The organism is Nocardia violaceofusca NBRC 14427 (assembly GCF_963869435.1).
Classification (GTDB): domain Bacteria; phylum Actinomycetota; class Actinomycetes; order Mycobacteriales; family Mycobacteriaceae; genus Nocardia; species Nocardia aobensis.
This window is the reverse complement of the sequence record NZ_CAWMPM010000027.1, coordinates 48,013-71,899: the sequence shown is the minus strand read 5'-3', so window position 1 is coordinate 71,899 and position 23,887 is coordinate 48,013. Positions and strand designations below refer to the sequence as shown.

Below are 23,887 nucleotides of genomic sequence, written 5' to 3'. Positions count from 1 at the left end.
TCCCGGTCGTGCCGGAGGTGTAGATCATCCATGCCGGATTCTGCAACCGGACCGGGCGCAGCAGTTCGTGCGCTGCGATCGGCTCGGCGGAGGTAGTGCGCAGGCGCGCGGCGATATCCGGCGCGTCGACGGTGATCGCGCGCACCGTGCCGGGGAGCGCGGCGGCGTCGGCGACGGTCGTGATGCCCAGGGCCGCACCGGAATCGGCGAGCATATGCGCGATCCGCTCGGCCGGATAGTCCGGGTCGACCGGCAGGAAGGCGGCTCCCGCCTTCGCCACCGCCCACCAGGCCACCACCCACCGCACCGAGCGGGTGATCGCGATCGCGACGAAATCCTCGGCGCCGACGCCGGATTCGATCAGGACCCGCGCCAACCGGCTGGACTCGGCATCCAGTTCCGCGTAGCTCACATCCCGGCCGTCGCCGCACAGCGCGGTACCGGTGGGGTTGCGCCGGGCCGCCTCGGCCAGGAACTCCGCCAGGGTGCGGGCGGCGACGAAGGGCGTGGGGCGGGCGTCGAGCAGGGCCGCGTGTTCGGCCGGCGACAGCAGGTCGATATCGCCGACGGCGCGCTGCGGTTCGGCGACGGCCGCACCGATCACCCGGCCCAGCCGCCGCAGCAGGCCCGCCGCGGTGGCCGGGTCGTACAGATCGGTGGCGTAGGTGAGTTCGAGCGGCAGATGCCCGTCGGCGTCGAGTTCGTCCGACACGGTGAACTGCAGGTCGAATTTGGCCACGGGGCGGTCGAATTCGACCGGTTCGAGGATCAGTCCGGGCACGGCATGGGTCTGCGAGCCGAGGTTGAGATAGCTCAGCGACACCGTGAACAGTGGGTTGCGGTCGGCCGTGCGCGTCACGCCCAGGGCGTCGACCACGCGATCGAAAGGCAGTGCCGCATGGGCGAATGCGGCCAGATCGACGGCCCGCGTGTGGTCGAGTACCGCATCGAAGCTGTCGGCGTTCCGGGGCCTCGTCCGCAACGTCAGGGTGTTGACGAACATGCCGACCAGCTCGTCCAGTGCGCTGGCGCCGCGCCCGGCGACGGGGGTGCCGACGGCGACGTCGTCACCGCCGGACAGCCGACCCAGCAGCACCGACAGGGCGGCGTGCCAGACCATGAACGGGGTCGCGCCGTGCGCCTTGGCGAGGCGGTGGACCGCACCGGCGACGGTGCCGTCGATGCGACCGCGCACGACCGCACCACGGCGCGAGGCCACGGGCGGGCGCGGCCGATCGACGGGCAGGGCGAGCTCGTCCGGCAGATCCGCCAGCGTGCGGGTCCAGAAGTCCAGGTGTTCGGCCTCGGCGGCGACCAGCGACTCCTGTTGCCACAGTGCGTAATCCGCATACTGCACGGGCAATTCGGGCCAGTTCGGCGCGGTCCGGGCGCGGCGAGCCAGATAGGCGGCGATCAGATCCCGCAGCAGCGGATTCAGCGAATAGCCGTCGGCGGCGATGTGATGGACGACCACCACGAAGACGTGACTGGTCTCGGATTCCCGGATGAGCAGGGCCCGCACCGGCGGTGCGGCGGTCACGTCGAAACCGCGTCCGGCGAAGTCTGCGATCGGCTGCGCCGCGGCGCCGGCGCGGGTCTCGAATTCGATGGGCGCCTGGCCGGGTGGCAGGACCACCTGGCAGCCCGCGCCCTCGGCGTCGAGCGGATAGTAGGTGCGCAGCGCCTCGTGGCGGGTGACCACATCGGTGAAGGCGGCGTGCATGGTCGCCTCGTCGAGATCGCCGAGGATGCGGACCGCGACCGCGATGTTGTCGGCCGCCGAATCCGGGGCCAGGCGGTTGAGGAACCACATGCCCTGCTGCACCGGCGCCAGCGGAACGACGTCGGGGCGTTCGGCGGCGACCGGGCCGAGCAGATCGGTTGCGGCGCCGTCGGTGTCGGCGATCATGGCGGCGGCCAGACCGGCGACGGTCGGGTGTTCGAACAGCATCCGGACCGGAATGCGGCGGCCGTGACGCTCGCCCAGCCGGGCGAGTACCCGGGTCGCGACGAGCGAATTGCCGCCGAGGGCGAAGAAATCGTCGTCGGCGCCGGCCCGTTCGATGCCGAGTACCTGCGCGAAGGTCTCGGCGACCAGCCGCTCGGCGGGCGTGCTCGGCTCACGGTAATGGTCACCGCCGAAGACCGCCGCGACCCGCGGATCACCGGCATCGGGCAGTGCGCCCCGATCGAGCTTGCCGGAGGCGTTGAGCGGGAACGCGTCCAGGGCGACCACGGCCGAGGGGACCATATATCCGGGCAGTTGAGCGACGGCGGCGGCGCGCGCCCGGTCACCGATGCCGGGGTCGGCGGATCCGCCGACCGGGGTGACGAAACCGATGAGGTGGTCGCCACCCGGAGCCGCCACGATCCGCACGGCCGCCGCGGCGACACCGGGCACCGCCGCGAGCACCGCCTCGATCTCACCGAGTTCGATGCGCTGGCCGCGGAATTTCACCTGGAAGTCGGTGCGGCCGAGGTAGATCAGCTCGGGTGTGTCACCGCTGGCGTCCCAGCGCACCAGATCGCCGGTGCGGTACATGCGGGAACCGGTCTCGGGAGCGCCCCCGGCAGGGCCCTCGGGAGCGCCCCCATCGGACCCAGCGAACGGGTCGGCCACGAATCGGTCGGCGGTGAGGTCGGCGCGGCCGTAGTAGCCGCGCGCCAACTGGGTGCCGGCCAGGTACAACTCGCCCGCGACGCCGGGTGGGGTCGGCTGCAGCCGGGAATCCAGCACGTAGACGCGGCTGTTCCATTCGGGCCGGCCGATCGGCAGGGCCGGGCGGTCGGTCACGCCGGTGACATCGCGGTAGGTGATGGAGACGGCCGCCTCGGTGGGCCCGTACAGGTTGTGCAGCCGCGCCGGGCTGATCGCACCGAACGCCCGCACCGTCTCGGCGGGCAGCGCCTCACCGATGACGAACACCTGCCGCAGCGACCGCACCTGCGCCGGAGCGGCCTGGGCGGCGAAGACGCTGAGCATCGAGGGCACGAAATCGGTGACGGTGACGCCGTATTCGGCGATGGTGTCGGCGAGATAGCCCGGATCGCGGTGGCCGTCCGGGGCTGCGAGCACCAGGGTGGCGCCGATCCGCAACGGCAGGAAGTAGCCCCACAGCGAGACGTCGAAGGTGGTCGCGGTCTTCTGCAGGTACACGTCCGCGGCGGTGAGCCGGTATTCGGCCTGCATCCACGTCATCTGATTGACGATCGCGGCGTGGGTAACGGTGACGCCCTTGGGCTTTCCGGTGGAACCGGAGGTGAAGAGCACGTAGGCCGGATGGTGCGCGTACATCGGGCTGTGGCGTTCGTTCACCGCGATCGGATCGTCGCGGTAGGCGTCGAGCGCGACGGTATCGAGCGCGACGGTCGGGCCCTCGAAGTCCACCTCGGCGCCGGTGGTGGTGAGCAGCACCGTGGGCCGGGCCGTATCCAGGATGTGCGCGATGCGCTGGGCCGGATGGTCGGGATCGATCGGGACGTACGCACCGCCGGCCTTGAGCACGGCGTACATCGCCACCACCAACGCCGGTGAGCGCCGGATCGACAGGGCGACCAGCGATTCCGGGCCGACCCCGGCGGCGATGAGGTGGCGCGCGAGGCGGTTGCTCCGGCTGTCGAGTTCACCGTAGGTGAGGACGGTCGGCGCCGAGCCGTCGTCCGGGACGTAGCGCACGGCGGGCAGCTGCGGCGCGGTCGCGGCCTGCGCTTCGAATTCGTCGAGCAGCAGCTCCGCCCCGAAACCGATATGCGCCGAGTCGTTCCACTCGGTGAGTACGCGCTCGCGCTCACCGGCGGCGAACAGGTCGATATCGCCGACGACGCGTCGCGGATCGGCGACAACCGATTCGATCACCCGCAGGAACCGCGCGGCCAGGCTCTCGACCGTCGCGGCATCGAAGAGTTCTGTCGCATAGGTGAACCCGATCTCGCGTTCTGTGACGGTGACCTGCAGGTCGAACGGATTCACCGCGGTGTCGAGGCGCACCTCACCGACGCTCAGCTCACCCAGCTCGACGGTCACCGGGTTCAGGTTCTGGAAGAACAACGCCACCTGGAACAGCGGATGGTGGGCTTGCGAACGCGGCGGGTCGAGCACCTCGACGAGGCGCTCGAACGGGATGTCGGCGTGGGCGAACGCGGCGAGATCACCCTCGCGCACCTGCCGCAGCACGGCCGAGAACGGCTGGGCCGGCTGGATCTCGGCGCGCAGTACGAGGGTGTTGACGAACATGCCGACCAGATCGTCGAGGACCGCCGCACCGCGCCCGGCGACCGGTGCGCCGATGGCGATATCGCCGGTGCCCGACATCCGGGCGAGCAGTACTGCCAGCGCGGCGTGCACCACCATGAACGGCGTGCTCTCGTAGCGCCCGGCCAGTTCGTCCACGCCGGTTCGCAGTCGCGCGTCGAAGTCGACGGTGACCGTGGCGGCGGTATGACCGGCGACCGCCGGGCGCGGCCGGTCCGTGGGCAGGTCCAGCCGGGCCGGGAGTCCGCGCAACCGATCGCGCCAGAACTGCAGTTGGCGCGCGGCCGAGGACCCCGGATCGGATTCCGCGCCGAGCACCTCGCGCTGCCACAGCGCGTAGTCGGCGTACTGGATCGCCAGCTCGTGCCACTGCGGGGTGGTGCCGGTGCTGCGGGCCGCGTACGCCGTGGCGATATCGCGAGCCAGCGGTCCCATCGAGAAGCCGTCCGCGGCGATGTGGTGGACGACGAGGACCAGAATATGTTCGGGCGCACTGCTTTCCGACCGCACGGGCAGCAGGGCCACGCGCAGCGGAACCTCGGTGGTCACATCGAACGGTTCGGCGATGAATGTGCCGATCGCCGTGGCGATGTCGTCCCCGTGCAGCCGCGACAGCACCGGTACGTGGTCGGCGGGCCGGATCTGCTGATAGCCGATGCCGCCGATGTCCGGATACACCGTGCGCAGCGGTTCGTGCCGCGCGACGATGTCGGCGAGCGCGGATTCCAGGGCCGCCGTATCGAGCGCACCGGTGAGGCGCAGCGCGACGGGGATGTTGTGCACGCTCTGCCCGGGGTCGAACCGGTTGAGGAACCACATGCGCTGCTGCGCGGGCGAGAGCGGCACCAGATCCGGACGCGGGCGCGCGATCAGCGGCACGGCGGCGCCGCGGCCCGCGAATTCCGCGGCGCGGGCGGCCAATTCACCGACGGCCGGAGCGTCGAAGATCAGGCGCACCGGCAGTTCGGCATCGAGTTCGGCGCCCAGCCGGGCGGCGACCCGGGTGGCGGTCAGCGAATTGCCGCCGAGGGCGAAGAAGTCGTCGTCGAGTCCGACGCGGTCCAGCCCGAGCAGTTCCGCGTAGACCGCGGCGACGGCGAGTTCGGCCCGCGTACCGGGAGCGCGGAAGACACGTGCCCGGAAAACGGGTTCCGGCAATGCTTTCCGGTCCAATTTGCCCGACGCGTTGAGTGGCAGCGCGTCCATGACCATGATCACCGCGGGGACCATGTATTCGGGCAGCCGCCGGGCACAGTCGGCACGCAGCCGGTCGGCGTCGAGGTCACGGCCGGATGCGGCGACCACGTAGGCGACGATCCGATCGCCGGTGTCGCGGTCGTCGCGCACCACCGCCACGGCCTGGGCGACGCCCTCGGATTCGCGCAGGGCACTTTCTATTTCGCCGAGTTCGATGCGCAGGCCACGCACCTTCACCTGGAAATCGGCGCGGCCCACGTATTCCAGTTCGCCGGTGGCCTGCCAGCGCGCGATATCGCCGGTGCGATACATGCGTTCGCCGGCGCGGAACGGGTCGGCGACGAAGCGGTCGGCGGTCAGGCCGGACCGGGCGATATACCCCTCGGCCAATTGCGTTCCGGCGAGGTACAACTCACCCGCCACGCCGACGGGTACCGGTCGCAGCGTCGAATCGAGCACGTAGACACGGGTATTGGCCACCGGACGGCCGATCGGCACCGTCACGGTATCGGCTTCGCTCACCTCGTGGAAGGTGACATCCACCGCGGCCTCGGTCGGACCGTACAAGTTGTGCAGCGGCGCACCACCCAACTCGCGCCAGCGCACGGCCGTATCCACCGCCAGCGCCTCACCCGAAGTGAACACGCGGCGCAGGTTCGCGGGAGCCATCGCGGAGGTATCGGCCAGTGCGTCGACGAAAACATCCAGCATCGAGGGCACGAAGTGCGCGGTCGTGATCGTTTCCGCACTCATCAAGTGCGCGAGGTAGGCGGGGTCGCGGTGCCCGTCCGGACGCGCCACCACCAACCGCGCACCCACCTGCAACGGCCAGAAGAACTCCCACACCGACACATCGAACGTCGCCGGAGTCTTCTGCAACACCACATCATCCGAACCCAACCCGTACTCGGACTGCATCCACACCAGACGATTCACGATCGCCCCGTGACTCACCGCCACACCCTTCGGACGACCCGTCGAACCCGACGTGAAAATCACATACGCCACATGCTCCGGCCGCAGCCTGCCCCGCCGATCCACAGTCGTCAGGGGACCGTCGGCATAGCCGGACACGTCCAGCCGATCGAGGTCGAGCACGGGCGGCGCCGACTCCGCCCGCACCGGCACATCGGTGGTGGCGAGCACACAGGCCGGTCGCGCGGTCTCCAGGACGTAGCGGATGCGTTCGGCGGGATGGTCGGGGTCCAGCGGCACGTATCCGGCTCCCGCGGCGACGGTCGCGTACATACCGACCACGAGTTCCAGCGAACGGCGCATATGCAGCGCCACCAGGGATCCGGGGCCCACCCCCTCCGCGATCAGGTGGCGGGCGAGCCGGTTCACGCGAGCGCCGAATTCGGCATAGGTCAGCGTCGTCTCCGCGTAGGTGATCGCGGGGGCCTTCGGCGTGCGCGCGGCCTGGACGTCGAACAGCACGGGAAGTGTTGCGGTGCGGTCGATTTCGACTGTGGTCGCATTCCAGATGTCGAGGACCTGCAACCGTTCGGACAGTTCCAGCAGGTCGATGTCCCGGATGCGGACGTCGGGGTCCGCGGTCACCGCGGTGAGCACGCGCAGCAGCCGGCGCCCGAAGGCGGATACCGTCGACGCGTCGAACAGATCGGTGGCGTATCGCAGCACCGCCTGCAGTTCTCGCCCCTGCGGACCGTCGACCTCGGCCAGCGACAGCGCGAGATCGAATTGCGCCACCGGGTTGGCGAGCGGGTAATCCGTCACCTCCAGCCCGGGCAGCCGCAGGTCGGTGCCGGAGCGCTGCTCGAACGACAGCAACACCTGCACGATCGGCGCATACGCCTGGGAGCGTTCGGGATTCACCTCTTCGACCAGCCGGTCGAACGGCAGGTCGGCGTGCGCGAATGCCCGCACGTCGGCGTCTCGGACCCGGGTGAGCAGCTCGGCGAACCGCTCATGGGCGCCGATCCGGGTGCGCAGCACCAGCGTGTTGACGAACATGCCGACCAGATCGTCGAGTGCCTGCACCGATCGGCCCGCGACCGGGGTGCCGATGGCCAGGTCGTCGGTGCCGGACAGGGTGGCGAGCAGGGTGGCGTAGGCCGCGTGCAGCACCATGAAGGTCGACACGCCCGCGCGGCGGGCCATGGTCTCGACAGCGGCGGTCAGCTCGGCCGGAATGCGGAATTCGATCGCCGCACCCGCGCCCGACGCCACCGCCGGCCGCGGCCGATCGCCGGGCAGGTCGACGACGGCGGGCAGGTCGGCCAGCTCGGTGCGCCAGAAGTCGATCTGGCGGGACAGGCGGGATTCGGGATCGTCGGCGCGCCCCAGCACGGCGTGCTGCCACAGCGCGAAATCGGCGTACTGCACCGGCAGCGGCTGCCAGTCGGGGACCGCCGCGGCACGGCGCGCGGCGTAGGCGGTCACCAGGTCGCGGGCCAGCGGCGCGGTGGAGATGCCGTCGGCCGCGATGTGGTGCACGACCACGAGCAGGATGTGTTCGTCCGGCGCGACCCGGAAAGCGCTGATGCGCAACGGATGTTCGTGCCGCAGGTCGAAGCCGCGCGCCGCCGCCGCGGCGAGTTCGGCGTCCACCTCACCGGTGTTCACGGCGTGCAGTGTGAGCGCGGTCGCGGCGCAGTCCTCGACCGCGCGAATGTGCTGGCGCGGGCCCTCGGCGTCCTCGGGGAAGGTGGTGCGCAGCGATTCGTGCCGCGTCAACACATCGGCGACCGCCTCGGAGAGGGCGAATTCGTCCAGATCACCGCGCAGGCGCAACGCGAACGGGATGTTGTACATCGCCGAATCCGGTTCGATGCGGTTCAACAACCAGATACGAGTTTGCGCCAGCGACAACGGAATTCGATCCGGACGCGGCCCCGCCGTCAGGGCCGGGACGGTCGCGTCGGGTGCGTCCCGGACGAGGCGGGCCAGCAGGGCGGCGGTGGGTGCGCCGAAGATTTCCGCGACGTTGAGATCGCATCCCAGGGCGGCATTGACCCGCGCGACCACACGCATGGCGAGCAGGGAGTTACCGCCGGCGGCGAAGAAGTCGTCGTCGGCGCCGAAGGGTCCGGCACCCGGCGAATCGAGGCCCAGCAATTCGGCCATCACGGCGGCGACCACGGCCTCGGCCCCTTCGGCCGGGGCGCGGTAGCCGGACTTCTCCCCGGGATCGACGGCCGGCAAGGCGGCGCGGTCGAGCTTGCCGGAGGAATTGACCGGCAGGTGCGCCAGCACCGTGACGCCGGCCGGGACCATATATGCGGGCAGGGCGACGCCCGCGGCGGTCAGCACGGCGCCGGAATCGACGGCAGCGCCCGCGGCGGGCACGACATAGGCGTGCAGCCGCGCCCGCTCCCCCGCTCCAGCGACCACCACGGCCGCCTGGGCGATGTCGGCCTGCGCGGTCAGCGCGGCCTCGATCTCACCGAGTTCGATGCGCAGACCGCGCAGCTTCACCTGGAAGTCGTTGCGGCCCAGATATTCCAGTTCACCGGTGCGGTTCCAGCGCACCAGGTCGCCGGTGCGATACATCCGGGCTCCGGCCGGGGCACGACCGGCGGGCCCGGAGGCGGTAGCGGAGCGTGACCCCGCAGGGCCCTCGGGAGTGGCCCCGTCGGATACAGCGAACGGGTCGGCGACGAAGCGGTCGGCGGTCAGTTCGCAGCGGCCGACATAACCGCGCGCGAGCTGATCGCCCGCCAGATAGAGCTCGCCGGTGACGCCGACGGGTACCGGTCGCAGCGTCGAATCGAGCACGTAGACACGGGTATTGGCCACCGGACGGCCGATCGGTACCGTCACGGTATCGGCTTCGCTCACCTCGTGGAAGGTGACATCCACCGCGGCCTCGGTCGGACCGTACAAGTTGTGCAGCGGCGCACCACCCAGCTCGCGCCAGCGCACGGCCGTATCCACCGCCAACGCCTCACCCGAAGTGAACACGCGACGCAACGACGCCGGCGCCGTCGCCACCGAGCCGGCGAAGACGGCCAGCATCGACGGGACGAAATGCGCCGTCGTCACCGCCTCCTCGTCCATCAACCGCGCGAGGTAGGCCGGATCGCGGTGCCCGTCCGGACGCGCCACCACCAACCGCGCACCCACCTGCAACGGCCAGAAGAACTCCCATACCGACACATCGAACGTCGCCGGAGTCTTCTGCAACACCACATCATCCACACCGAGTCCGTACTCGGACTGCATCCACACCAGACGATTCACGATCGCCCCGTGACTCACCGCCACACCCTTCGGACGACCCGTCGAACCCGACGTGAAAATCACATACGCCACATGCTCCGACCGCAGCGGCGACACCCGGTCGGCATCGGTCACCGCGTCGTCGGCACAGCCGGTCAGGTCCAGCCGGTCCAGCCGCACCACGTCCACGCCGGCCGGTAGGACGGAATCGCCGGTCGTGGTCAGCACACAGGCGGGCCGCGCGGTGTCGAGGACGTAGCGCACGCGGTCGACGGGATGGTCGGGATCCAGCGGCACGTAGGCCGCCCCGGCCGCGACGATCGCGTGAATGGCGACGACCAACTCCAGCGATCGCGGAATACGCACGGCCACAGTCGTTTCCGGACCGACGCCGCGGGCGATGAGGTAGCGCGCCAGCCGGTGCACCCGCCGGTCGAATTCCCGATAGGACAGGCTGGTGCCCTCGAAGGTCACCGCCTGCGCTGCCGGGCGCTGCGGCCGGGCGGCGAGAAGTTCGGGCAGGGTGCGCGGTTCGACCGGGTAACCGGTGGCGTTGTGCCCGCCGATCAGCAGGTCGCGTTCGGCCGGCGACATCAGTTCGACGTCGGCGACCCGGGTGGTGCCCTCGGCCGTCATCGCCGCCACGATGCGTTCGAATCCGTCGAGCAGCGCCGCGACGGTCTCCGGGTCGAACAGGTCGGCGGCATAGTGCACGTGCAGATCGATACCCGCGGCCGTACCGTCCGCGGCGTAGGTCTCGTTCGCGGTCCAGTGCTGGTCGACCTGGATGGGCGCCGCCGCCGGCTCGACCGCCGCGATCTCCAGGCCCTCGAGCCGCAGCTGCGCGCGGGTCTGGTTCTGCAGTGTCAACGACACCTGGTACAGCGGCGAATGTGCCCGGGAGCGAGTCGGATTGAGGGTTTCGACGAGCTGTTCGAACGGCACCGTCGCATGGTCGAAGGCGGCGAGGTCGACGGCCCGCACATGGTCCAGATGTTCGACGAGGCTGTCCTCGCCGTGCACCGGGGTGCGCAGTACCAGCGTGTTGACGAACATGCCGACCAGATCGTCGAGCGCCTGATCACCACGGCCGGCGACCGGAGCGCCGATCACGATGTCGTCGCTGCCGCCGAAGCGGGCCAGCAGTACCGACAGGGCGGCGTGCAGCACCATGAACGGTGTCGCCCGGTGTGCCGCCGCCAGGTCGTGGACGCGCTGATGCAGTGCGGCATTCAGCCGTGCGGTGCGGGCGCCGCCGCGCTGGGAGGCGATCGCCGGGCGCGGTCGGTCGGTCGGCAGCGCGGACAGCTCCGGCGCGCCGGACAATTGCGCACGCCAGAATTCCAGCTGCCGAGCGGATTCCGATTCGGGGTCGGTGACCGCACCGAGGGTGCGCTGCTGCCACAGGGCGTAATCGGCGTACTGGATCGGCAGCGGCGACCACTGCGGCGCGGCCCCCGCGGTGCGGGCCTGATAGGCGACGGCGAGGTCCCGGGTCAGCGGGGCGAAGGACCAGCCGTCTGCCGCGATGTGATGGACGACGAACAGCAGGACATGGGTCTGTTCGGCGCGTTCGGCGTCGGGCGCGCGGCGCACCCGCAACAGCCGGATGCGCACGGGAACCTCGTCCGCGACGTCGAAACGACTGTGCGCCAAGCTTTCCGCCATGGCGGCGACCTCGGTGGCATCGACATCGGTGAGCGCGAGATCCGGTACGGCGGCGGGTACGACGCATTGGGTCGCCACTCCGTCCCGCTCGGGGTAGCGGGTACGCAGGGTTTCGTGCCGCTCCACCACATCGGCGATCGCGGCGCGCAACGCGGCGATGTGCAGATTGCCGGTGAGCCGCAGTGCGAACGCGATGTTGTAGCTGCCGCCGCCGGTGTCCAGGCGGTTGAGCATCCACATGCGCTGCTGGGCGATCGACAGCGGGACGATTTCCGGGCGCGGATCGACGGCGATCGGCCCGTCGGCACCGGAACCCTTGTCCGACAGCGTGATCCGGGTGGCCAGCGCCCGCACGGTCGGTGCGTCGAAGACCGCGCGGACCGGCACCGCGTCGGCGGTGGCCTTGTTCAGGCGGGCGGCGAGCTGCGTGGCGATGAGCGAGTTGCCGCCCAGGGCGAAGAAGTCGTCGTCCGCACCCACCTGTTCGACACCGAGCAGGGCGGCGAAGGTGCCGGCGACCAGCACCTCGGCCGCACCGACCGGTGCGCGGTACCGGGTGGGCGCCAACACCGGCGCGGGCAGCGCCTTGCGGTCCAGCTTGCCGACCGGAGTCAGCGGAATCTTGTCGAGGACTACCAGCGCGGCGGGCACCATATGCGAGGGCAACCGGCGGGCCGCGAAATCGGTGAGATCGACGGGATCGACCGCACGTCCCGGCTTCGGCAGGACATAGGACACCAGCATGGTGCCGCGAGTGTCATGGTCGCGTCCCAGGGTGGTCGCGTAGTCGACGTCGGGGTGGGCGCCGAGCACCGCGTCGATCTCGCCGAGTTCGACGCGGAAGCCGCGGATCTTCACCTGGAAATCCGAGCGCCCGACGTACTCCAGTTCCCATTCCGGCTGTGCCTGGCGCACCGTCGGCGCGACGGCCCGCCAGCGCACGACATCGCCGGTGCGATACATCCGGCTGCCCGGCCTACCCCACGGGTTCGGCACGAAGCGTTCGGCGGTCGCTCCCGCTCGGTTGCGGTAGCCCCGGGCCAGGCCACCGCCCGCGAGATACAGCTCACCGGCCACACCGGGCGCCACGGGCCGCAGTCGCCGGTCCAGCACCAGCGCCGACATACCGTGCACCGGAGTGCCGATGGTGACCGGTTGTCCGGCGGTCAGCCGCGCGTACGAGGAGATGATGGTGGTTTCGGTGGGACCGTAGCCGTTGAAATAGCGGCGGCCGGGCTCCCAGGCCGCCAGCAGTTCGTCGGTGGTCACATCGCCGCCGACCGAAAGTACTTGTAGCTGAGGCTGTTCCGCCGCGTCCAGGGTGCCCAGCACGGCGGGGGTGATGATCGCGTGCGTCACGGCTTCCGTGCGCAGCAGCGTGCCCAGTTCGGGGCCGCCGATGATGCGCGCCGGCACGACCACCAGCGTCGCGCCGGTGGCGAAGGCGCAGATCCATTCCAGGACCGACGGGTCGAAGCTCGGCGAGCAGATGTGCAGCATGTGGTGTTCGGGCCGCAACCCGTACCGTTCGATCGCGTACTGGGCCAGCCCGCCCAGGCCCGCGTGCGTCACGGTGACGCCCTTGGGCCTGCCCGTCGAGCCCGATGTGTAGATCACGTACGCCGGATGCGACATCCGCAGCGTGGCGATCCGGTCGGCGTCGCCGATCGGATCGGCGGGCAGGGCGGCGAGTTCGGCCTCGGTCGCGGGCGCGTCGAGGACCAGCCAGCGCACGTCCTCGGGGAGGGCGTCGGCGTAGGCGGCGACCGTGATGCCGACCCGGGCCGCCGAGTCGGTGACCATGTACCGCACCCGTTCCGCGGGATAGGTGGGGTCGACCGGGACGTGGGCGCCGCCGGCCTTGGCCACCGCGACGGCCGCGGCGACCATCTCGAACGACCGCGGAAGTGCCACGGCCACCAGGTGTTCCGGGCCGACGCCGGCCGCGATCAGCCGGCGGGCCAGCCTGGAGGAGTAGTCGTCGAGGTCGCCGTAGGTGATCGACCGTCCCTCGTAGCGCACCGCGATCCGGTCGCGGCCCAGGCTCAGTCCGGCGGTCAGCAGTTCCGGCAGCAGCGCGGTCGCCATCGCCTCGTCGGGGCGCACCCGGGTCAGCCGGACGTATTCGTCGGCGCTGAGCAGCGACATGTCACCGACCGCGGCCTCGGGCTCGGCGACCAGCTGCCGCAGCAGTCCGAGGAAACGGCTCGCGAAACCCTCGATCGTGGCGTGGTCGAAAAGGTCTCGGGCATAAGCGAACTCCGCGGCCATGCCGTCGGGAGTCTCGCGGATGTTCAGGGCCAGATCGAATTTCGCGGTATCGGCGGCCTGCTCGACCGTTCCGGCCCGCAACCCCGGCAGCTCCAGCTCGCCGGTGGGCAGATTCTCGAAGGCCAGCGCCACCTGGAACAGCGGATGCCGCGCGGTCGACCGTTCCGGATCGAGCAGTTCCACCAGACGCTCGAACGGCAGGTCGGCGTGCGCGAAGGCACGCAGGTCGGCGTCGCGGGTGCGATCCAGGAGTTCGGTGAAGCTCGCGCCGCCGGGCACCGCGGTCCGCAACACCACGGTGTTGACGAACATGCCGATCAGATCGTCGAGTTCGCGCTCGCCGCGCCCGGCGATCGGCGAGCCGATCGCCACATCGTCGGTGCCGGCCATGCGGGCCACGAAGATCGCCAGCGCGGTGTGCACGGCCATGAAGGTGGTGGCCTGTCGCCGCTGGGCGAGTTCGCGCAGCGCGTCGCGGATATCGCCGCCGACGGCGAAACGCACCCGGCCCCCGGCGTAGGAGGGGCGCATCGGGCGCGGCCGGTCGGTGGGCAGGTTCAGCTCGTCGGCCAGTCCGGCGAGGGTCGCGCGCCAGTAGGCCGCCTGGGCGCTGAGGACACTGTCCGGATCGGATTCCGAGCCCAGCACCGCGTGCTGCCAGATGCTGAAGTCGGCGTACTGCACGGGCAGCGGCTCCCACTGCGGTGCGGTTCCGGCCGCGCGGTGGGCGTAGGCGGTCATGAGGTCGCGGGTCAGCGGGGCGATCGACCAGCCGTCGGCCGCGATGTGGTGCGCCACGAAGACGAGGATGTGCTCGGGCTCGACGTTTTCGGAGACGGCAGCGCCGCTGTCACCGAAGTCTTTGCGCAGCAATGCGATTCGCAGTGGTGGTGCGGTGGTCACGTCGAAGCCTCGCGCCGTGAGCTCCGCGATCCGGCCCGCGATCTCCGTCGCCGGGACGCCGACCGGCGTCAGGTCCACGCGCACGTCGGCGGCGAACAGCACCTCCTGGGCGGGACCGTCCTCGTATTCGGGATAGCGGGTGCGCAGGGTCTCGTGGCGTTCCACCACATCCGCGACGGCGGCGGCCAGCGCCGCGACGTCCAGTGCCCCGCTCAGCCGCACCGCGACCGGAATGTTGTGAACACCCGAGTCGGGATCGAACCGGTTGAGGAACCACATCCGCTGCTGCGCCGGCGAGAGCGGAATGCGCTGCGGCCGTGCTTGTTTCACCAGTGCCGGCCGCGGGCGCTCGGCCACCTCGCCGCCGGCGGCGGCCGCGAACGCGGCCACGGTCGAGGCCTCGAACAGGGTGCGCACCGGCACCCGGGCATCCACGATCCGGCCGACGCGGGCACTGACCTGGGTGGCGTCGAGCGAGCTGCCGCCGAGGGCGAAGAAGTCGTCGTCGCGGCCGACCCGCTCCAGCCCGAGGACGTCGGCGAACACCTCGGCCACCCGCTCCTCCAGCGGAGTGCGCGGAGCATCGAATTCCGCGGCGGCCAGTACGGGCAGCGGTAAAGCCGCGCGATCCAATTTGCCGCTGCTGTTGAGCGGGAATTCCGCCAGTTCGACGACGGCGGTGGGGATCATGTACGCGGGCAGCACCGCGCCGAGCCCCTCCCGCACGGCCCGCACATCGAGTTCGGCGCCCGGCGTGCGGATCACGTATCCGGCGAGGTAGTCGCCGCTCTCGCCGGTGACCAGGCGCACCGCGGCCTGGCCCACCCCCGGTGCGGCCAGCAGCGCGGTCTCGATCTCCGGCAGTTCGATGCGCTGGCCGCGGAATTTCACCTGGAAGTCGATGCGGCCCAGATAGTCGAGCTCGCCCTCGGGAGTCCAGCGCACCAGATCGCCGGTGCGATACATCCGTTCGCCGCCGAAACCGAAAGGATTGGCGACGAAGCGGTCCGCGGTCAGATCGGCGCGCCCGCAGTAGCCACGGGCGAGCTGAGAACCGGCCAGGTACAGCTCGCCCGGCACGCCGATCGGCACCGGATGCAGCCGGGAGTCCAGCACGAAGACCTGGGAATTCCATTCCGGCTCGCCGATCGGCACACTGCGCACATCGTCGGCGGTGACCTCGTGGCAGGTGATCGACACCGCCGCCTCGGTCGGGCCGTACATATTGTGCAGGGCGCCGCCGCACTTCTCGGCGAACAGCGCCGCGGTTTCCGCGGGCAGCGCCTCACCGACCACGAAGGCCGCGCGCAGGGTGGTGAGTTCGTCCGCCTCGGCGTGGTTGAGGAAGACGGTGAGCATCGAGGGGACGAAGTCGGTCAGCGTCACTCGCTGCGCGGCAATGGTTTCGGCGAGATAGCGGGCGTCGCGGTGACCGTCGGGGGTGGCCACGATCAGGGTGGCGCCCGCGCGCAGCGGAAGGAAATAGCCCCACAGCGAGACGTCGAAGGTGGTCGCGGTCTTCTGCAGGTAGATGTCGGCGGCGCGCACCCCGTACTCGGCATGCATCCATTCGAGCTGATTGGCGATGGCGCGATGGCTGACCGCGACACCCTTGGGCCGCCCGGTCGAGCCGGAGGTGAACAGCACGTAGGCCGGATGGTCCGGATGTAGCGTGCCGTTGCGCTCCCGGTCGCCGATCTTGGCCGCGGAGTAGTGGCTGACGTCCAGCTCGTCGAGGTGGTGCACGGCAACCGTATCGGCGGTCGCCGGCGGTAGTGCGAAGCCGGCGGCCCGCGTGGTCAGCACGGTGTGCGGTCGCGCGGTGGCGATGATGTGGCCGATGCGCTCGGCCGGATGGGACGGGTCGACCGGAACGTAGGCGCCGCCCGCGTACAGCACCGCGTACATGCCGAGCACCAGTTCGATCGATCGCGGCATGGCCAGGACCACCAGCGTCTCCGGACCGACGCCGGATGCGATCAGCTTGCGCGCGAGCCGGCTCACCCGCTCCGACATCTCACCGTAGGTGAGCTCGGTGCCCTCGAACACGAGTGCGCGGTTGTCCGGCGTGCGGCGCGACTGCCGATCGAAACCCTCATGCAGGAAGTGGTCGAACACCTTGTGGCCGCTGGCATTCCAGCTGGAGGTCACATAGTCGAGTTCGCCGGCGTCGAGCAGTTCCAGATCGCCGACCGGCAGCTGCGGGTCGGCGGTGGCGCCGCCGAGCAGGCGCAGGAATTTCGCGGCGAATTCCTCGACCGTGGGCGCGTCGAAAAGGTCGGTGGCGTAGGTGAATTCGGCGCGGTATCCGCCGTCGGCGGCGGGCGGGGTGGAAATGGTGAGCTGGAGGTCGAATTTCGCGAAGCCCGGATCGAAATCCACGAGCTCGCAGTCGAGACCCGGCAGTTCCGGCGCGCCGACTCCGATGTTCTGCATGAACAGGCCGACCTGGAACAGCGGATGCCGTGCCTGCGAACGCGCCGGATTCAGCACCTCCACCAGGCGTTCGAACGGAATCTCGGCATGGGCGAAGGCATCGAGGTCGACCGCGCGGGTGCGGCGGACCAGGTCGGCGAAATCGGCATCGCCGGACACCCGGGTCCGCAGGACCAGGGTGTTGACGAACATGCCGACCAGATCGTCGAGTGCGCGCTCGCCGCGGCCCGCGACGGGCGTGCCGATCGCGATATCGCTCGTCCCGGACAACCGGGCGAGCAGCAGCGACAGCGCCGCGTGCAGCACCATGAACGGCGTGGCCCGCAGCTGCTCGGCCAACTCGTCGATCGCCGCGCGCAGGCCGGCGTCGATGGTGAATTCGACGGTCGCGCCCCGGTACGAGGCCGCGGCGGGGCGCGGCCGATCGGCGGGCAGATCCAATTGCGCCGGGAGCTCGGCCAATTCGCGCTGCCAGAAGCTCAGCTGCCGGGCCGCCTCGGAGTCCGGATCGGTGTCGTCGCCGAGCACTCGCTGCTGCCACAGCGTGTAGTCGGCATAGTGCAGCGGCAGCGGCGTCCAGTTCGGGGCGGTGCCGCGGCTGCGGGCGGTGTAGGCCTGGATCAGGTCGCGCAGCAGCGGTCCCATCGACACCCCGTCGGCGGCGATGTGATGGACCACCAGCACCAGGGTGTGATCGTCGGCGCCGGTACGCAGCAACCGGACCCGTACCGGAATCTCGGCGGCGACGTCGAAACCGGTGGCGGCGACCTCGCGCACCGCGGCGACCAGATCGGCCTCGGCGACCTCGACCGGCGTCAGGTCCGGCTCGGCGACGGGCCGGACGACCTGCACGGCCCCCGCGGCGGTCTGCGGGTACACCGTGCGCAGCACCTCGTGGCGCGCGGTCACGTCGGCGACGGCCGCACGCAATGCCGCCGTGTCCAACCGGCCCCGCAGGCGCAGCGCGACCGGAATGTTGTCCACCGCGGCCGCGGAATTTCCGGTGGCGTCGCTGTTGGCCAAGCGGTTCAGGAACCACATGCGGCGCTGCGCCGCCGACAGCGGGACCGCCTCCGGACGCGGACCGGCGACCAGCGGCGGCCGCACGCGGGTGGTGGTGGCCAGGGCGGCGAGGCCGGCCGGAGTGGGGCGGTCGAAGAAGTCCCGCACGTCGACCGCGATGTCCAGCGCGGCCGAGATACGCGCGATCGCGCGGGTGGCCAGCAGCGAATTGCCGCCGCGGGCGAAGAAGTCGTCGTCGGCGCCCACCGCGTCGATACCGAGCAGGTCGGCGAAGATCTCCGCGACCGCTCGCTCGCCCGGCGTCTCGGGTGCACGGAATTCGCTTGCGGCACTGCCGAATTCAGGCTCGGGCAGCGCCTTGCGGTCCAACTTGCCGTTGGCGTTGACCGGCATGCGGTCCATGCCGACGAGCAGGGTCGGCACCATGTATTCCGGCAGCCGCCGCGCGGCGTCGCCGAGAATCGCGCCGGAATCGAGCTCGCATCCGCCGGCCGTCACGACGTAGCCGATCAGGTGGTCGCCCGTGCTGTGCCGGTACAGCACCACCGCGGCCTGTGCGACCGATTCGTGCGCCAGCAGCGCCGCCTCGACCTCACCCAGTTCGATCCGCAGACCGCGCAGCTTCACCTGGAAGTCGCTGCGGCCCAGATATTCCAGTTCGCGCGGGCCGCCGTCGATCCCGCTGTTCCAGCGCACCAGATCGCCGGTGCGGTACATGCGGTCGCCCGGGGCGCCGTGCGGGCTGGCGACGAACCTCTCGGCGGTCAGGGCCGCGCGGCCGAGGTAGCCGCGGGCCAGCTGCACACCGGACAGATACAGCTCGCCCACCACACCGTCCGGGACGGGTTGCAGGTTGTCGTCCAGGACGTGCAGGTCGGTGTCGTCGGCCGCCGCGCCGATCGGAACCGAGACCGTATCGGCCGCGGTCACCTCGTGCGCGGTCACGTCGACCGCGGCCTCGGTCGGGCCGTACAGATTGTGCAGGCTCGCGCCGCTCACATCGCGGAAGGCGGCGCCGGTCGCGGCGGGTAGCGCCTCACCGGAGGCGAAGACCGCACGCAGGGAGTCGATATCGCTCGTCGCCTGCGCATCCGCGACCGCGGCGGCGAACACCGCCAGCATGGACGGCACGAAATGCGCGATGGTGATGTGCTTGGCTGCGACGGTCCGGATCAGATAGGCCGGATCGCGGTGGCCGTCCGGTGCGGCGAGCACCAGCCGGGCGCCGATCTGCAAGGGCCAGAAGAACTCCCATACCGACACGTCGAAGGTGAACGGCGTCTTCTGCAGCACCACATCCGCGGCGTGCATGCGGTAGCAGCGCTGACGCCAGCGCAGATTCGCCACGATGGCGCGGTGCGAGACCGCGACTCCCTTGGGCCGCCCGGTCGAGCCGGAGGTGAAGATGACGTAGGCGGTGTTGTCCGGGCGCGCCGGCACCACTTCCTCGGACTCCAGCACGGGAGACCGATCGCCCGTCTCCCAATCGAATTCGTCCACCCGCAGCACCGGCACACCGTCGAACGCGGGACTTCCGGCATGGGTGAGTACCACGACGGGCGCGGCGATCTCCAGCACGTACGCGATGCGATCGGCGGGATGCTCCGGGTCGATCGGCACGTAAGCGCCGCCGGCCTTGTGGATCGCGTACATGCCGATCACCAGTTCGAGCGATCGGCGCATCGACAGGCCCACCCGCGCATCCGGGCCCACACCCAGCCGGACGAGCTGCCACGCCAGCGCGTTCGCTCGTGCGTCGAGTTCGGCGTAGGTCAGCGTTCGGCCGTCGAATTCCACCGCGACCAGACCCGGCGTGCGCACCACCTGTTCGGCGAACAGCGTGGCGAGCGTATCGGCGGGAGCCAGGCCGGGTTGGAGCACGTCCGCGGCCGCGGTGAGCGCGTCGTCGAGCAGATCGGAGACGGCGGCGGCGAGCGCGCCGTCCCCCGATTCCAGCAGCGCCGGCAGCCGGCCCGAGACGACCACCTGCACCAGCGCATCGGGGGTCAGCGCGTCACCCATCGCCGCGGCCAGCGTGGTCAGCTCCGCGCCCAGCTCGGCATAGGTGAGCGCGATGTCCTCGTGGCGGACGGCGACGCGCTGCGGTTCCAGGTCGGCGACGACCTCGATCAGATACGGCAGATCCGCGATGCCGTAGGCGCCGCGCAGCGCGGGGTGCTCGGTGGACCGGACGGGTGTAACCGACTCTGCATGCGTCATCAGTGGGTTCCTTCCGTGGTGAGCACGCCCTGTGCGCGCAGATGCAGGGCCTCGAGCATCGTGGTGAGTCCGCCGGCGCCGGCGGCGAGAACGCCGGGCAGCAATCCGGCCAGCGCGACATTGATCAGCGCGTCGGGCGTGGCGCTCGCGCCCATGGCCCGGCCGACGGTGACCACCTTGTGGTGCAGTTCCGCGAATCCGATTCCACGACCGCCGAATTCGACGGCCAGCGAATCGGGTGCGGTTCCGGCGGCGGCGGCGATGAGATCGACCAGATCGCCGGGCAGCCGGGTGGACGCCGCGCGGCCGGTGCGGCGATCGCGTTCCTCGGCGGTGCGAATGTCGATCGCGCGCACGGTGATCGACGGATCCGCCGCCACCGTCCGCACGATCAGCTGTAGTCGTTCGGCGAACAATCGCACCGTGCGCTCGTCGAAGATGTCGGTGGGATAGCAGAATTGCATCCGCAACCGGTGCAGTTCACCGTCCGCGCCGAATTCCTCCAGTGCGGTCAGCTGCAGATCGAATTTCGCCTCCGGCAATGCCGGTTCGAGGGTCTCGACCCGCAGACCGGGCAGCGTGACCGTCGTGGCCGGCAGGTTCTGGAAGGTGAACAGCACCTGGAAGATCGGCGTATACGCGCTGGTACGGGTGCGGCCCAGCGCCTCCACCACCCGTTCGAACGGCACCTCGGTGCGGCCGAGCGCCGCCAGGTCGCCGTCGCGCACATTCCGCAGCAGTTCGCCGAAACTCGTCCGGGCGTCGATCTCGGTGCGCAGCGCCACGGTGTTGACGAACATGCCGACCAGATCGTCGAGTTCGCGGTCCCCGCGCCCGGCCACCGGTGCGCCGACGACGATGTCGGACTGCCCCGACAGCTTCGCCAGCAGCACCGCGAACGCGGCGTGCATCGTGGAGAACAGTGTCGTTCCGTGTGCTCGCGCGACACCGGAAAGCTGCGCGACCAGCGGCTGGTCGAAGGCGAAATCGACCGTCGCGCCGCGCATCTCACGCCGGGCGGGACGCGGGCGGTCGGTGGGCAGCGCCAGCTGCTCGGGGGCGCCGGCCAGCCGGTCGCGCCAGTAACCGAGCTGGTCGGACAGCACGCTGCCCGGGTCGGTGTCGGCGCCGAGCACGGTCCGCATCCATTCGCTGTAGTCCGCGTACTGGACGGGCAGCGGACTCCACTGGGGCGCGGCTCCGGCCAGGCGGCTGGTGTAGGCCGCGATCAGGTCGCGGGTCAGCGGCGCCATCGAGTAGCCGTCGGCACTGATGTGGTGGACCACCACGACCAGGATGTGCTCGTCGTCGGCCACCCGCAGCAGACGCACCCGCACCGGCGGGGCGGCCGTGACGTCGAAGCCGACGGCGACGATCTCGGCGATACGCTCGTCGATCTCGGTGCGCCGCACCGGAATCGCCTCGATCTCGACCGGCGTGGCGGGCAGCACCTCCTGCACCGGTTCCGGTTCGGCGGAGGTGGTGCGGACTTCCGGGTAACGAGTGCGCAGGATGTCGTGGCGGCGCACCAGATCCGCGAGCGCGGCCCGCAGGGCGTCGAGGTCCAGCGCACCGGTGAGGCGCAACGCGACCGGCACGTTATACGCCGCCGAATCCGGGGCGAGCCGGTTCAGCACCCACATCCGCTGCTGGGCGAGCGACAGTGGCACCGCCGCGCCGGCGGTCCGCGGCCGCAGTGGCGGACGGACGTCGCGCTCGGCCGCATCGATCCAGGCGGCCAGTGCCGCGACGGTCGGGGCGGTGAAGACCGCGGCCACCGGCACCCGCACGCCCGAGGCCGCACCCAGCCGCGCGGCCAGGCGGGCGGCCGCAAGCGAGTTGCCGCCGAGTTCGAAGAAGTCGGTGCCGGCGCCGATCGGCGACTCGCCGTCGGCGGGCCGTCCGACGATATCGGCGAATTCCGCTGCCACCAGGCGTTCGGTATCGGTGCCCGGTGCCCGGAATTCGGCCTCGGACAGCACCGGGGCGGGCAGCCGATCGCGGTCGACCTTGCCGTTGGCCGTGAGCGGCAGCGCGTCCAGCACCACCACGGCCGCCGGCACCATGTACTTCGGCAGTTCGCTGCCGAGCGCCTCGCGCAGCGTGTTCGCGTCGACATCCGCGCCGGGTACCGCGGCGTAGGCGATCAGGCGCGGTCCGGCGCTACCGTCCGTGCGGGCCACCGCGACCGCGGCCTCGACGCCGGGCCGGCGCAGCAGAGCGGCCTCCACGTCGCCGAGTTCGATCCGGAAACCGCCGATCTTGACCTGGAAGTCGGCCCGCTCCAGATATTCGAGCAGCCCGTCGGTCCGGCGGCGCACGATATCGCCCGTGCGGTACATGCGGCCACCGTGGAACGGATCGGCGACGAAACGCCCCGCGGTGAGCGCCGGTTGTTCCTGATAGCCGCGGGCCAGCTGGTCACCGGCCAGATACAGCTCGCCGGGCACACCCGACGGAACCGGCCGCAGCCGCCGATCGAGCACATGGGCCCGGCTGTTCCAGACCGGTGCGCCGATCGGCACCACCGGCTCCGGATCGGCGCCGACCCGGTGCGAGGTGATCGACACGGCGGTTTCGGTGGGGCCGTACAGATTGAACAGCGTTGCCTCGCTGCGGCTTGCGAACTGCCGCGCCGTCGACTGCGGCAGCGTCTCACCGATCGCGAGGACGGCCCGCAGCGTCTGCGGCAGGACGGTTTCGTCGGCCAGCAGCATGCCCAGCAGCGAGGGCACGGTGAACAGCACGCTGACCCGGTGCCGCCGCATGAGCTCGCGCAGGTGGTCGGGATCGCGTTCGCTGCCCGGCTCACTGATCACCAGGGCTCCGCCGCTGACCAGCACAGACCAGAACTCCCACACCGAGAGGTCGAACGTCGCGGGCGTCTTGAGCAGCGTGCGATCGGTCCCGTCGATGCCGAATTCGGCTCGCAGCCACAGCAATTGATTGACGATGGCGCCGTGCGAGACCGCCACGCCCTTGGGGCGTCCGGTGGAGCCGGAGGTGAATACGACATACGCGGTGTTCGACGGCCGCAGCGGCGCGACCCGATCGGCAGCGGTGATCGGCGTTCCCGGCTGGTCCGACAGATCCGTGCCGGGATCCACCACCGCGATGCCGTCAGGTATCCCCGCCACCGCATCGCTGCCCAGCACGCACACCGGCCGCGCGGTCTCGACGATATGCGCGATCCGGTCGGCCGGATGGCCGGGATCGATCGGCACATAGGCGCCACCGGCCTTGGCCACCGCGAACATGGCGATCACCAGATCGACCGAACGGCGCAGCGCCAGCACCACATTCGCCTCCGGACGCACACCGAGGCCGATGAGGTGGCGGGCCAGCCGGTTGACCCGGGTGTCGAATTCGCGATAGCTCAGTTCGGCGCCGCTCTCGTCGATCAGCGCCACCGCCGCGGGATCCGCGGCGACCCGCGCGTCGACCAGATCCACCAGCGTCGCCTCGGGAACCTCCCGCGCCGTCCGGTTGCAGTCCTCGATCACGAACCGGTACTGCTGTTCGCCGAGCAGATCCAGATCGCGGATCCGGGTCGCGGGGGCGGCGGCCACCGTGTGCAGGACCCGGCTCACCTGGTCGGCGATCCGCTCGGCGGTCTCGGCGGTGAACAGATCGGTCGCGTAGCCGAGTGCCAGCTCGATACCCGCCGGTGTCCCGGTCTCGGTGTGGTGGTCGACGGCGAACAGATGCAGATCGAATTGCGCGATCGCACTGTCG

At 70.6% G+C, this 23,887-nt stretch carries 2 protein-coding genes (both running past the window's edge); both read right to left on the bottom strand.

The annotated features are described in order from the left end of the window. A protein-coding gene (locus AC5592_RS22635) for a non-ribosomal peptide synthetase (protein ID WP_063065372.1) crosses the window boundary here: on the bottom strand, nt 1-20,152 show its 5' portion. It extends 11,642 nt beyond the left edge of the window; the window shows 20,152 of its 31,794 coding nt (coding positions 1-20,152); its start codon is at nt 20,150-20,152; its stop codon lies beyond the left edge, outside the window. Beyond that, nucleotides 20,152-23,887, bottom strand: the 3' end of a protein-coding gene (locus tag AC5592_RS22630; protein ID WP_063065371.1) for a non-ribosomal peptide synthetase. The gene runs 13,922 nt beyond the window's last position; 3,736 of the gene's 17,658 nt are visible here — the last part of the coding sequence; its start codon lies beyond the right edge, outside the window — the gene reads right to left on this strand; it ends in the stop codon at nt 20,152-20,154. The genes AC5592_RS22635 and AC5592_RS22630 overlap by 1 nt, the downstream gene beginning before the upstream one ends.